This window comes from Hylemonella sp. P2_B10 (genome assembly GCF_056404875.1).
This window is the reverse complement of record NZ_JBFUDE010000004.1, coordinates 99,849-112,922: the sequence shown is the minus strand read 5'-3', so window position 1 is coordinate 112,922 and position 13,074 is coordinate 99,849. Positions and strand designations below refer to the sequence as shown.

The window sequence follows — 13,074 nt, the reverse complement described above, 5'->3', positions numbered from 1 at the left end:
GTCACACCACCTCGTCCCAGGCGCGCGACAGCCGCATGGCGCAGTTGATGATGCCCACCATCGAATAGGTCTGCGGGAAGTTGCCCCAGGCCTCCCCGGTGGCGGGGGCCACGTCCTCGCTCATCAGGCCCACGTGGTTGCGCCGCGACAGCAACTGGTTGAAGTGGGCACGCGCCTCCTCGCGCCGGCCGATGCGGGCCAGCGCGTCGATGCGCCAGAACGAGCAGACGTTGAAGCTGGTCTCGGGCAGGCCGAAATCGTCGCGCGCCTCGTAGCGGCGCATGAAAGGGCCGTCGCACAGGCCCGCCTCCAGCGCCTGCACAGTGCTGACGAAGCGCGGGTCGGAGCGCGGCAGGAAGCCTACCTCGGCCATCAGCAGCACGCTGGCGTCCAGCTCGTTGCCTTCGTAGCTCTCGGCAAAGGCCTGGCGCGCCTCGCACCAGGCGCGGCGCAGCAGCGTGGCCCTGATATGGTCGGCGCGCTCGCGCCACAGCTGCTGTGCCGCGGTCTGCCCGAGCGTGGTGGCGATGTGGGCCAGCCGGTCGCAGGCGGCCCAGCACATCAGCGCCGACGAGGTGTGCACGCGGGCGCGGGTGCGCAACTCCCAGATGCCGGCATCAGGCTGGTCATGCAGGCGCCAGGCCTGTTCGCCCATCAGCGCCAGTGCCTCGAAGTCGCCCAGGTCGGCCTGGCGGAACAGCCGCTGGTCATGGAAGGACTGCGCCGCCCCCAGCACGATGCTGCCGTAGACGTCATGCTGGAAATGCTCGTGCGCCTGGTTGCCCACCCGCACCGGCCCCATGCCGCGGTAGCCCGGCACGTGGGTGAGGATGCTCTCGGGCAGGTCCGCCTCCAGGCCGATGCCATACAGCGGCTGCACATGGCCGTTCTTGCTGGCGCGCACCACGTTGTACAGCCAGGCCAGGTAGCTCTCCATGGTGCCCACCTCGGACAGGCTGTTGAGCGCGCGCACCACGAAGAAGGCGTCGCGCAGCCAGCAGTAGCGGTAGTCCCAGTTGCGCCCGCTGTTGGGGGCCTCGGGGATGCTGGTGGTCATGGCGGCGACGATGGCGCCAGTCTCCTCATACTGGCACAGCTTCAGCGTGATGGCGGCCCGTATCACCGCGTCCTGCCACTCCAGCGGCAGCGCCAGGCGGTGCGTCCAGTGGCGCCAATACAGGCTGGTCTGCTCCTCGAACAGGCGCGCGGTGTCCTCGATGCCGCCTTCCAGCGTTTCGTCCGGCCCCAGCAGCAGGCTGATGGGGCGGTGCAGCGAGAACCAGGTTTCGCCGGTGATGTAGGTCAGCGGCGCGTTGGTGTTCAGGCGCAGCGTCAGTTCGGGCAGCACGTAGCGCAGGTGGTGGCTGCCGCGGGTCAGCGCCGGGGCTTGGGTGCCCCAGTCGCCTTGCGGGCGCACGCGCAGGCGCACACGCGGGTGGCCGGCCAGCGGCGCCACACGGCGCACCAGCTGCGCCGGTCGGAAGGCGCGGTCGCGCACGACGAAGCGCGGCGCGAAATCCAGCACCTCCACGCCCTGGCCGGCGCTGTCCCACAGCCGGGTGCGCAGCAGCGCGGTGCCGGCGTCGTAGGACTGCTCGCTGCGGGCCAGATCTTCCAGCTCCACCGTCATGGCGCCATCGGCTGGCAGGCCGTCGGGCGAGCGCATCAAGGCGTCGAACACCGGCGTGCTGTCAAAGCGCGGCATGCAACACCACACCAGGCTGGCGCGCGTGTCCACCAGCGCGCTGATGCAGCAGTTGCCTATCAGGGCCAGTTCCAGCGAGGCGGCGGGCCCTTGCAAGGGGGTCGGCGGAGTTTGCGTCATGTTGCTTGAGCTTTCATAGAAACAGGGGGATGAACTTTGAAAACAGATGCACAACAACATTCCACACCAGGATGGGTGTCCCGGCTGCTGCAGGTGCATATACCCACGTTGCCGCTGCAGTTGCGTTTCCTGGTGCCGCTGGTGCTGACGCTGGGGGCCGCCGCGTACCTGGCGCAGCCTTTTCTGGACAGCGTGACGGTGCGCTGGTTTTCGCGCGACCTGAGCAGCCGCGGCCTGCTGGTGGCCAACGCGTTGTCTGACTCGGTGGGCGAGGCCCTGCAGGCCGGCAAACCGGAACGCCTGGCCGCGCTGTTTGACCGCACGGTGCAGGATGAACGCCTGTTCGCCATCGGCGTGTGCGACGCCCGCGGGCAAGTTGTGATCCGAACGCTGGCTTTCCCGCCCCGGCTGGATTGCGAGCGCGCCGCCGAGGCGGCTGCGCGCCCCAACCCGCGGCTGGAACTGGCCGGCGGCGCGGTGCACGTGGGTGTGCACGACGTCCTGGCGTCGATGGCACAGGAACCTGGCGGCCTGCCGTCTGCCGGTGCATCGGCACCAGCCAACGAGTCCGCGCTGCAGCAGGCCCAGGCAGTGCGCGTGGGCCAGTTGGTGCTGCTGCACGACTTGAGCTTCATCGAGCGGCGCAGCCAGGACACGCGGGGCTACATGCTGGCCTACATGGCGGCGCTGGGACTGGTGATCTCCGTCATCACCATGGTGGTGGCGCAGCTGAGCTGGCGCGGCTGGGTCAACGGCGTGCGCGCCATCATGCGCGGCGAGGGGCTGCTCAAGCCCATGCTGCCGCCGCCCGAGCTGGCACCCTTCGTGGCTGACCTGAGGGAGCGCCTGCGCGACCTGGAAGACGAGCATCGGCGCCTGCAGGGGCCTGAGACGCACTGGACCGCCGAGCGCCTGCGCTCGCTGCTGCACACGCAGCTGCGGGGGGACCAGGTCATCGTGGTCTCCAACCGCGAGCCCTACATCCACGAGCAGCGCGAGGACGGCATTGTCGTCAAGCGCCCGGCCAGCGGCCTGGTGACGGCGGTGGAGCCGGTGATGCGCGCCTGCTCGGGCACCTGGATCGCCCACGGCAGCGGCAGCGCCGACCGCGCGGTGGTGGATGCGGGCGATCGCGTGCCGGTCCCGCCCGGTCAGGACGACTACCAGCTGCGCCGCATCTGGCTCACGTCCGAGGAAGAGCAGGGCTACTACTACGGCTTTGCCAACGAGGGCATGTGGCCGCTGTGCCATGTGGCGCATGTGCGCCCGGTGTTCCGCGAGGGCGACTGGGAGATGTACAAGGCCATCAACCAGCGCTTTGCCGACGCCGTGGTGGCCGAGGCGCGCAGCGAAGACCCGGTGGTGCTGGTGCAGGACTACCACTTCGCGCTGGTGCCGGCCATGATCCGCGAGAAGCTGCCGCAGGCCACCATCCTGACCTTCTGGCACATCCCCTGGCCCAACCCCGAGTCCTTCGGCATCTGCCCCTGGCGGCGCGAGATCCTGCAGGGCATGCTGGGCAGTACCATCCTGGGCTTTCACACCCGCTTTCACTGCAAGAACTTCATGGAGACGGTGGACCGCTTCCTGGAAGCCCGCATCGAGGACGAGCATTCCACCATCGCCCACCAGGACAAGGAGACGCTGGTGGAGGCCTACCCCATCTCCATCGAATGGCCCACCGAAGCCCAGTTGGCCGCCTGGGCGCCGGTGGCCGAATGCCGCCGCCGCGTGGTGCAGCGCCTGGGCCTGACGGTACCGGCCGACCCGACCCGGCCGCTGTGCCTGGCCGTGGGGGTGGACCGCTTCGATTACACCAAGGGCATCTTGGAGCGGCTCAACGCCGTGGAGCGGCTGCTGGAGAAGGCGCCAGAGTGGCTCGGCCGTTTTGTCTTCGTGCAGGTGGCGGCGCCCACGCGCAGCGCGCTGGACGAGTACCGCAGCTTCCAGGAACGGGTGGAGCGGGTGACCGAGCGCATCAACCAGCGCTTCGGCGCGCCCGGCTACCAGCCGGTGCACCTGCTGGCGCAGCACCATGAGTTCGACGCGGTGAACGAGCTGTTCCGCGCGGCCGACATCTGCATCGTCACCAGCCTGCACGATGGCATGAACCTGGTGTGCAAGGAGTTTGTGGCCGCGCGCAACGACGAGCAGGGCGTGCTGGTGCTCAGCCGCTTTGCCGGCGCCGCCCGCGAGATGACCGAGGCGCTGGTGGTCAATCCCTACCACGTGGAGGAGACGGCCGATGCGCTGTTGCGCGCCGCCGTGATGCCGCCGGCCGAGCAGCGTGAGCGCATGGCCAGCCTGCGCAGCACGGTGCGCGAATTCAACGTCTACCGCTGGGCCGGCCGCATGCTGGCCGACGCCGGACGCTGGCGGCTGCGCGAGCGCATCGAGGCGCGGGTGCGCCGGCTGGGGCAGGCATGATGCGGGGCCTTGCGCCATGAACCTGCTGGACACCGGCCGCCCCAACATCTTCAGCGCTGAAGGCGAGTCGGCATTGGCCAGGCTGGTGGCGGCCCGCGCGCTGCTGGCGTTTGACTTTGACGGCACGCTGGCGCCCATTGCGGATCACCCGGACGACGTGCGCGTGGCGCCCGAGCTGGCCGCCTGCCTGACGGCGCTGGCCAGCCGGCGGCCCACGGCCATCGTCACCGGGCGCGCGGTGGCCGACGTGCAGGAACGCCTGGGTTTCACGCCGCAGCATATCGTGGGCAACCACGGCGCCGAGAGCGAATTCACAGGCCATGGCACCTGGCAGCTGGCTCTGGACGACTTGCGCGCACGCCTGGCGCGGCAGGCGGACTGGCTGGCGCAGATGGGCGTGCGGGCGGAGGACAAGGGCCAGTCCATCGCGCTGCACTACCGCCTGGCGCCCAACCCCCTGGCCGCTCGGCACGCCGCGCGCGACTTCCTCAGCATGGCCGCCGGCCCGCAACTGCGCGTGTTCGGCGGCAAGATGGTCTACAACGTGGTGGCCGCCAGCGCGCCCGACAAGGGCGACGCGGTGCGCGCGCTCGTGGCGCGCCTGGGCTGCGAGACGGCCATGTTCGTCGGCGACGACGTCAACGACGAGGCGGTCTTCAACGGCGCCCCCGCGCACTGGCTGACGGTGAAGGCGGGGCGCGATGGGCGGCGCTCGCACGCGCGTTTCCTGCTGGAAGGGCACCACGACCTGCTGCCCCTGCTGCAGCGGTTGTTGCGGTTGCTGGGGGCGTGAACGCGCGCCGGGCCGCCAGCCGGTGACGGTGTGGCGGCGCGCTAAACTGCCCCCATGGCCGACACCCTCGCTCGCGAATTGCAACCCGACGGTTCCGTGACTCTGCGCGCGGGGCCGTGCAGCTTTCGTTACGTGCGGCCAGAGCCTGGCGTGCTCGAAGTCACCATCAGCGGTGTGGACAGCGGCCAGTTCGGCACTGCCACGCTGGATGAGCTGCGCCTGGCGCTGATGCGCGAGCGCCCGATAGAACTCTTCATGGACGCGCGCGAAGCGCTGGCACCGGCGGTGGCCGTCAGCCAGGACTGGACGCGCTTTTTCACCGAGCACCGGCATGACCTGAAGCGCGTCAACGTGCTGGTGGGCTCCAAGGTGCTGGAGCTGACGGTGGCCATTGCGCAGCATTTGTCGCGCACCGGCAACCTGATCCAGATCTATTCGGACCCTGAGGCGTTTGGTGCCGCGCGGCGGGGCGCGCCAGCCGCTTAGCGTACGGCGTCGGCTGCAAGACGAGCCCGACTGTCACACCCCGATACAACTCTGCAGTTCTGTTGCGCCGCGCTGCATAAAAACCATCGCATAGTGGTGGCCATTCCAACCACGTGTTCTCGCCATGCCCCCGTCCCGCCCTGTCGCCAGCCGTTTGGCCGCTGGCCTTGCCGTGTTCGCCGGTCTGCTGTCCGCGGCCACTGCGGTGCAAGCCGCCGTCACCACCGCCTACCCCATCGTCTTCGTCACCCAGGTGCCGGTGCCGGCTGACTTCACCACCATTGGCTCGGTGTTCGGCAACCAGCGGGCAGATCTGCAATCGGTGGCGCGCGGTGGGGACCTGTGGATACGCTACGCCGATGGCACGCTGCGCAACCTGACGCAGGCGGCTGGTCTGGGCATGGCTGGCATGCAGGGCGCCACGGCGATTGCGGTGCGCGACCCTTCCCCCAGTTGGGACGCGAAGAAAGTGATCTTCAGCGCGCTGGTGGGCGCGCCCACACAGCGCTACCAGGTGAAGACGTATTACTGGCAACTGTACGAGGTGACGGGCCTGGGCGCGGCGGAAACGCCGGTGATCACCAAGGTGGCCACCCAGCCGGCCAACTACAACAACATCAGCCCCATCTACGGCAGCGACGACCGCATCATCTTCACCAGCGACCGCCCGCGCAACGGCCAAGCGCAGCTGTACCCGCAGCTGGACGAGTACGAAGAGGCGCCCACCGTCACCGGCCTGTGGAGCCTCGCGCCCGCCAGCGGCGACCTGAAGCTGCTGAACCACACGCCCTCGGGCGCGTTCACCCCCATCGTGGACAGCTTTGGCCGCATCATCTTCACCCGCTGGGACCACCTGCAGCGTGACCAGCAGGCGGACTCCGACACCGGCGATGGTGCTGCGCCCGGCAGCAGCGCCGGCTACGGCACCTTCAACTATGCGAGCGAAAGCGCCACCGCGCAAAAGCTGGCCAGCCGCGCCGAAGTGTTCCCCGAGCCGCGTGCCGACACCGCCAAGGTCAGCGGCCTGCGCTTCAACCAGTTCTTCCCGTGGATGATCAACCAGGACGGCAGCGCCGAAGAGACGTTGAACCACGTCGGCCGGCACGAGATGGGCGGCTACGGCGCGCAGAGCTTTCTGGACGACCCCAACCTGGTTTATGGCTTCACGGCGGTGAAGCAGACGCTGCAAAACGAATCGCTGCTGCAGATGAAGGAAGACCCGCGCCTGCCCGGCCTGTTCTTCGGCACCAGCGCGCCCGAGTTCAGCACGCACGCGGCCGGGCAGATCGTCAAGCTGAACGGCGCGCCCAGCGACAACCCGGCGCAGATGGGCATTGCCTACGTCACGCACCCGGCCACCGCTTCGTACCGCGAAGACAGCGCCAGTGCACCTGCCGGCCACAGCGGCCTGTACCGCGAGCCGCTGCCTTTGAGCGACGGTCAGTTGCTCGCCGTGCACACGCCTGAGACGCGGGCCGACAAGAACACCGGCAGCACCGCCAGTCCGGGCAGCCGGTATGACTTTCGCATCAAGCTGCTGGTGGCCAGCGGGGGCTATTACACGGCTGGCGAATCGCTGACCGGCGGCATCAGCAAGGCCGTCAGCTACTGGGACCCGGACACACTGGTCAGCTACAACGGCCCGCTGTGGGAACTGAATCCGGTGGAACTGCGCCCGCGCCCCCGGCCCGCCACCAGCGTGGAGGCCGCGCTGCCCGCGCCCGAGGCGCAGGTGTTTCTTGAGGAGGGCGTGAGCCCGCAGCAGTTCAAGCAATGGCTGGCGCAGAACCAGCTGGCGGTCGCCGTCAGCCGCAATGTGACGCTGCGCGACGCGGCGGACAGGCAGCAACCCTTCAACCTGCGCGTGCCGGGTGGTGTGGGCGCGGTGGCCAAAGCGGGCCGCGTGTATGACGTCAGCCACCTGCAGTTCTTCCAGGCCGACCAGATACGCGGCCTGGGCGGCACCACCAGCCCCCGGGCGGGCCGGCGCGTGCTGGCGCAGGTGATGCACGAGCCGGCTGCCGCCAACGCGGCCAGCGGCGTGCCGGGCGCGGTGGCCATTGCGCCCGATGGCTCGGCGGCGGCGCTGGTGCCGGCCGGGCGCGCGATGAGCTGGCAGTTGACCAATGGCGCCGGCGCCAACACCACGCCGGTGGTGCGCGAGCGCTATTGGCTGTCGTTCCAGCCGGGTGAGGTGCGGGTGTGTGCGTCGTGCCATGGCATCAACCAGAAATCGCAACTGGGCACGGCCGAGCCGCAAAACCCGCCCGAAGGCCTGCGCCAGTTGCTGCGGCTGTGGAAGGCCAACATGCAAACCCCGGCGGAAGACCGCGTGTTCGCCTGGGCCGAGCGACAGTTCAGCGCCAACTTCCTACCCAAGGGCAGCACCAGCCTGTCGGCCGCCGGTTACCGGCTGCGCTACTACGCCAGCAGCGGCGAGTACCTGGGCGTGAAGGACGGGCGGGTGTATTACTTCAAGCCCAGCCTGTCGCCAGCGGCCATCGACGTGGGCGCGCTGCAGGACTATCTGCAGCAGGCCATGGCGGCTGGGTTCTGAGCACGGCAGCGCCTGTCGGCGCTGGCGCCAGCGGTGCTGTCAGAACTGCCGCGCCAGCGCGAACTGCCCTTTGTTGAGCATCTCCACCAGATCGCCGCCGTAGCCCACCCACAGCGTTGTGCCGGCCGGCAGGGTGCGGATGTCGTGGTTGCGCAGCAGGTCCACCAGGGCCACGGCGGGGCCTTTGGCCGTGGTCAGCGCTGTACCGAAGGTGGTGGTCCAGCCGGCCGGGCCGCGGAACAACAGCACCCCGTTGTACATCAGGGCGACGTAGATGTTGTAGTCCTGCTGCGCGCCCATTGTCAGTGCGGCGCTGAAGCTGGCGGACGGGGCGGTGCCGCTGGCCGTCACCACCGGTGCGGCGGGCAGCAGCGTGCCGTTGGCGGCGGCGTTGAAGCTGATTTGCCGCATGACATCGTAGGAGTGGGCGGGCTGGCCGTCGTCCTGGTCCAGCTTGTAGCGCGGACGGTCCGTCTCCATCCACAGCGCCACGGTGTTGGCGCCGGTCTGCAGCGTGGTGGTCAGCGCGCTGGCGGCCTGGCCGTTGACCACCAGGCGCTGGGCCACGCTGGGGCTGCCACGGCCGTAGGGCACGGCGCGCCATTTGTACAGCGTGGGGGTGCCGGTGTCGCGCTCACCCAGCAAGGCCATCTCGAAGCCGGCCACCGGGTCGATCTCGCCGCGCGTCACCTCAAACGGCACGCTGGCGCCCACCTGGTCGTTGACCGTCACCTGCAAGGCCCAGGTGCCGGTGAAAGGAAACCGGTAGTCCGTCGAGAGGCTGGTGCTGCGCCCGCTGGCGATGCTGGTGTTGGCCGCCGTGTTGGTCTGGAAGAGGTTACCGTTGGGCGCGATCCAGCGCCGCTGGAGCTCGGTGCCCAGCGGCAGCTGGTTCCAGTACGTGACGAAGTAATAGCTGGCACCGCTGGTGGGGGTGATCTGCGCCAGGCTGCTGGTGGGTACGGTGGCGGTGGCCGGGCTGGCCAGCACGAAGGCCTGCACCGGCAGTGGCGAGGTGATGGGCGCGGCGCGCAAGTCCTGCGTGGCGGCCACGCCCCTGCCACCGTACAGGTCCGCACAGGCGGCGACGTCGTCGCCGGTGATGTTGTTGTAGTACCTCGAGCCGTTGTAGGGGTTGGCGAACATGATGGAGCTGGGGTCGTCGCTGTGCGACAGGCCCAGCACGTGGCCGATCTCGTGCTTGAACACACCCGCCATGAAGCCGTCGTCCAGCAGGCCGCGCAGGTTGAGGTTGGCGATGTTGATCTGTATCGCGCCGCCGGTGAAGGGCCGGTAGTTGCCGCTGTTGCTGCTGGTGTGGGAACCGCGGGCGTGGAACTGGTCGCTGCCAAAGTCCAGCCAGCCGACCACGAAGCTGGTGATGGGCGAGGGCGATATCGTCGCCGTGCTCAGCCCGGCGTAGGTGCCCTCCACCTGGCACACCAGCTTCCAGGCGGCAAAGGCGGCGCTGACGGCGGCGATGATCTCGTCGTCACTGATGTTGGCGGGGCGGTTGGCGGGGTTGTAGGTCCAGTTGATGCGCCCGCCGGGCCAGGCGCCGGGAAACCGCATGTTGTACATGCTGGCTGTGGCGGGCAACGACGTGCACAACAACAACAGGGCCAGCAGGGCGGCGTGCAGCCAGGCAGGCAGCAGCGGGGGGCGTGCGGGGGCGGTGGGCGATGCGGGCATGCGAATCCTCCTGCGCAGGCCGCTCCGGGACTTTGGGCGGGGCGGTTCGCCCGAAATCTACGCCCTTTTTGCAAAAACCGCCACTTGGACGGCCGAACCGACAGGCCCGAGGCTACACGGACGCAACGGCGTACATGTTGGGCGGCATGTTGCGGCCCAGCGCTTCCAGGCCCAGCTTGATCTTGCCCAGGAAGCCTTCCTTGCGCATGGCCAGCAACTCGGCCTTGCGCTCGCGCATCTCCTGGCCCAGCGCGGCCATGTCCAGCTGCTTGGCGGCCTTGGCCTTGGGGAACATCTCGGTGTGTTCTTCCTCCACATGGTGCTTCACGTACTCGCTCAGCACCTGCACGCGGGCGTCATACAACCAGTCGCCGGGTGAGCCGCCTTCCAGCTGGCTGATCAATTGCTTCAGCGTGGCGTGCTCCACCTGGGCTTCGGGCACCAGCGTCTTGTCCTTCAGTGCCCGCTCCACGGCGGGGTAGAAGATTTCTTCCTCAATCAGCGTGTGCACCGTCAACGCGGTGCAGATGTGCTCCACCAGCCGCTGCTTGCGGACCGTGCCACGTGTCTTGGTGTAGTCGGCAAACAGCGCGCTCACTTCAGCATGGTCGGCGCGCAACAAGGCGATGGCGTCTTGCGCGCGGGTGGCCGTGCGCACGACATGCTTGGCGACCCGCTTCACGGGCGCGGTCGCGCGTTTGATGGCGCCAGCGGTACGGGCAGCACTGGTGCGCGGGGTGGTACGAGAGGTGGCCATGGTGGTTCTCCTTGTGTTCTTACAGATCTTCGCTGTGGCGGCCAGCGCGGTCCTGGCTCGCTGGGGCAGGGGGACCGTTGTCGTCGCGGCTGATGCGCGCGCGCCGGTCGCCGCGCCGCTCGCCGCGTCGTTCCAGGTTGTCTTCCACGGTACTGGCGCCGCGTATGGCCTCGACCCAGGCGCGGTCCTGCGCTTGCGGTGATGAGGGTTGGTGCGCAGTGCCGAACAGGTCGCCTTGGCCACCGGCAGGTGCCGGCCGGGGGCTCCGTTGCGGGCCTTGGCGTTGACTCTGGTTGTGCTGTTGGGTCATGGGCTCTCCGGTAGTGAAACAGGGGCAGTCAACCGCCGGCGCGGTTGTGCCACCCATGATTCACTGTAGAGCCGCATCGCCGTCGCGGCTGTCATCCGCGATGGCGTTTCCGTGTCGGACGATGCCCCGTCCGCCCTGGCGCGCAAGCGCCTCTTTCCATCAGCCGTTGGTGGCTTGATCGATCAGCGCGTCATTGGCGCCAGCCGTGGCCGCGCCGCGGGCGATGCATCCAGCATCAGCGTCGTGCCAGCTTGAACACGCTGACCGAGCCCTGCAGCTCACCCGCCTGGCTGCGCAGGCTGGCAGCCGCGGCGGCCATTTCTTCCACCAGCGCGGCGTTTTGCTGCGTGGCGTGGTCCATCTGCGCCACGGCCTGGCCCACTTGCGTGACGCCTGCGGCCTGCTCGGTGCTGGCGGCGCTGATCTCACCCATGATGTCGGTCACGCGGCGGATGGAGGCCACCACCTCGCTCATGGTCACGCCGGCCTTGTCCACCAGGGTGGTGCCTTGTTCCACGCGCTCCACGCTGTCGTTGATCAGGGTCTTGATCTCCTTGGCAGCCTCGGCGCTGCGCCCGGCCAGGGAGCGCACCTCGCTGGCCACCACCGCAAAGCCCCGGCCCTGTTCACCGGCCCGCGCGGCTTCCACGGCCGCGTTCAGCGCCAGGATGTTGGTCTGGAAGGCGATGCCGTCGATGACGCTGATGATGTCGGAGATCTTGCGGCTGGCCTCGTTGATGCCCTTCATGGTCTCCACCACCTGGCCCACCACCTCGCCACCCTGCACAGCCACGCTGGAGGCGCTCATGGCCAGCTGGTTGGCCTGGGCGGCGCCGTCGGCGTTTTGCCGCACGGCGGAGCTCAGTTGCTCCATGCTGGCGGCGGTCTGCTGCAGCGCGCTGGCCTGGGCTTCGGTGCGGGCGGACAAATCCTGGTTGCCCTGGGCTATCTCGTTGCTGGCGGTGGAGACGGCGTCGGCGCTCTGGCGCACGCCGTGCATGCTGTGGGCCAATTGGTTGCGGAACTGCTCCATGTCCAGGCACAGGCGGCCCAGCTCGTCGGCCGAGCGGGATGTGATGGGCGTGCCCAGGTCACCGCTGGCCAGGCGGTTCAGTGCGTCGGCCAAGGCGCGCACCGGGCGCACCACCAGCGCGCGGCTGGTCCAGGTCAACACCACGCCCAGCAGCACGGCCACGCCCAGCACAGCCAGCCACAGCTCGATCACCAGCGCGCGGGCGCGGGCCATCAGCTCGGCGGTGGGCGCGTCGGCCACGATGGCCAGGCTCCAGGGCGCAAAGCGCTTGACGGCCAGCGTGCGCGGGGTGCGCGTGCCACCGGTGGCATGGCGCGTGGCGTCCAGCGGCGAGCCCAGGCTGTCCACAAATTCTTCTTCTTTCACGTTGACCAGGGTTTGCAGCCAGTCCTTGTCTTGCGGCTGCTCCAGGTTCAGCGGCTGCACGCCGGCACGCATGCCGAAGTAGCGGCCCAGGCTGGCGCCGCTGCGGGTGTCCAGCGCGTAGACGGCGCCGCTTTGTGCGTGCTGCAGTTTTTGCATGCTGGCCTCCAGCCGGCCCAGCAGGCCGCCGATGTCGGAGCCGATGAACAGGATGCCCACGGTGTTGCCGTTGATGCGTATGGGCTCATACACCGACATGTATTCGCGGCCGAACAGCGAGGCGCGGCCTATATAGGTCTGGCCTTGCGCCATCAGCGCATAGGCGGGGTTCTTGCGGTCCAGCAGCGTGCGAAAGGCGCGCTCGCCCTGGGCGTTGCGCAGCGAGGTGGTGACGCGCAGGTAGTCGTCCCCCTGGCGGGCGAACACGGTGGCGATGGCGCCGCCGGAGTCTTGGGTGAAAGCGTCCATCAGGTCGAACTGGCCGTTCAACGGCTTGTCGGCTAGCAGCAGCACGGGCTCGCTGCCCGAGGTGTCGAGCTTGAAGGCGCCGGCCAGCCGCGACTTGAACAGGTTGAAGTCCTTGCGCGCCTGCTCGCGCGCGCTTTCGTCATAGGCGGTGAAGGTGGCGTGCACCTGCTCCACAAACAGCAGGGACTGGCGGCGCGCGGCCTCTTGGGAGTCGCTCCAGATCTGCCAGCTCAGCAGGGCTGCCATGGCACCCAGTGAGAGCAGCACGGCGGACAGGGCGGAGGCGGACAGTTTCGCGCCTATGGAGTGTTTGAACATGGTGTGTCTTCTTCAGTGTCTTGTACGTTGTGGGTCGGTGGCGAC

9 protein-coding genes are annotated in these 13,074 nt (G+C 68.7%); 4 read left to right on the top strand and 5 right to left on the bottom strand.

Annotated features, from left to right (window positions below):
• Window position 1 precedes the first annotated feature (1 nt).
• Window positions 2-1,825 carry a glycoside hydrolase family 15 protein gene (locus AC1DX2_RS18340; RefSeq protein WP_477197836.1) on the bottom strand — a complete coding sequence of 608 codons (1,824 nt, stop codon included), beginning with the start codon at window positions 1,823-1,825 and terminating at the stop codon, window positions 2-4.
• A 75-nt stretch (window positions 1,826-1,900) separates the two neighbouring features.
• Here AC1DX2_RS18340 and AC1DX2_RS18335 point away from each other — a divergent pair, with 75 nt between their 5' ends.
• The 4 genes from AC1DX2_RS18335 to AC1DX2_RS18320 all read left to right on the top strand — a co-directional run bounded on the left by AC1DX2_RS18335 (window position 1,901) and on the right by AC1DX2_RS18320 (window position 8,088).
• A complete protein-coding gene (locus tag AC1DX2_RS18335) occupies window positions 1,901-4,252 on the top strand; it encodes an alpha,alpha-trehalose-phosphate synthase (UDP-forming) (protein WP_477197835.1) in 2,352 nt (783 codons plus the stop codon).
• 16 nt (window positions 4,253-4,268) lie between these two features.
• On the top strand, window positions 4,269-5,045 hold the full coding sequence (otsB, locus tag AC1DX2_RS18330) for a trehalose-phosphatase (protein WP_477197834.1): 777 nt from the start codon (window positions 4,269-4,271) through the stop codon (window positions 5,043-5,045).
• Window positions 5,046-5,099: 54 nt separating this feature from the next.
• On the top strand, window positions 5,100-5,531 hold the full coding sequence (locus AC1DX2_RS18325; protein WP_477197833.1) for a hypothetical protein: 432 nt from the start codon (window positions 5,100-5,102) through the stop codon (window positions 5,529-5,531).
• Window positions 5,532-5,655: 124 nt separating this feature from the next.
• Entirely contained in the window at window positions 5,656-8,088 is a 2,433-nt protein-coding gene (locus AC1DX2_RS18320; protein WP_477197832.1) for an HzsA-related protein, read from the top strand.
• A 39-nt stretch (window positions 8,089-8,127) separates the two neighbouring features.
• On the opposite strand, the gene AC1DX2_RS18315 is transcribed toward AC1DX2_RS18320, so the two are convergent.
• The 4 genes from AC1DX2_RS18315 to AC1DX2_RS18300 form a co-directional block, all read right to left on the bottom strand.
• Window positions 8,128-9,780: a matrixin family metalloprotease gene (locus AC1DX2_RS18315; protein WP_477197831.1), complete on the bottom strand. Its 1,653-nt coding sequence runs from the start codon at window positions 9,778-9,780 to the stop codon at window positions 8,128-8,130.
• A 112-nt stretch (window positions 9,781-9,892) separates the two neighbouring features.
• Window positions 9,893-10,537, bottom strand: a complete 645-nt coding sequence (locus AC1DX2_RS18310; protein WP_477197830.1) for a hemerythrin domain-containing protein — start codon at window positions 10,535-10,537, stop codon at window positions 9,893-9,895.
• Window positions 10,538-10,556: 19 nt separating this feature from the next.
• A complete protein-coding gene (locus tag AC1DX2_RS18305; RefSeq protein ID WP_477197829.1) occupies window positions 10,557-10,847 on the bottom strand; it encodes a hypothetical protein in 291 nt (96 codons plus the stop codon).
• Window positions 10,848-11,082: 235 nt separating this feature from the next.
• Window positions 11,083-13,029, bottom strand: coding sequence for a methyl-accepting chemotaxis protein (locus AC1DX2_RS18300; protein WP_477197828.1), 1,947 nt, complete (start codon window positions 13,027-13,029; stop codon window positions 11,083-11,085).
• Window positions 13,030-13,074 lie beyond the last annotated feature (45 nt).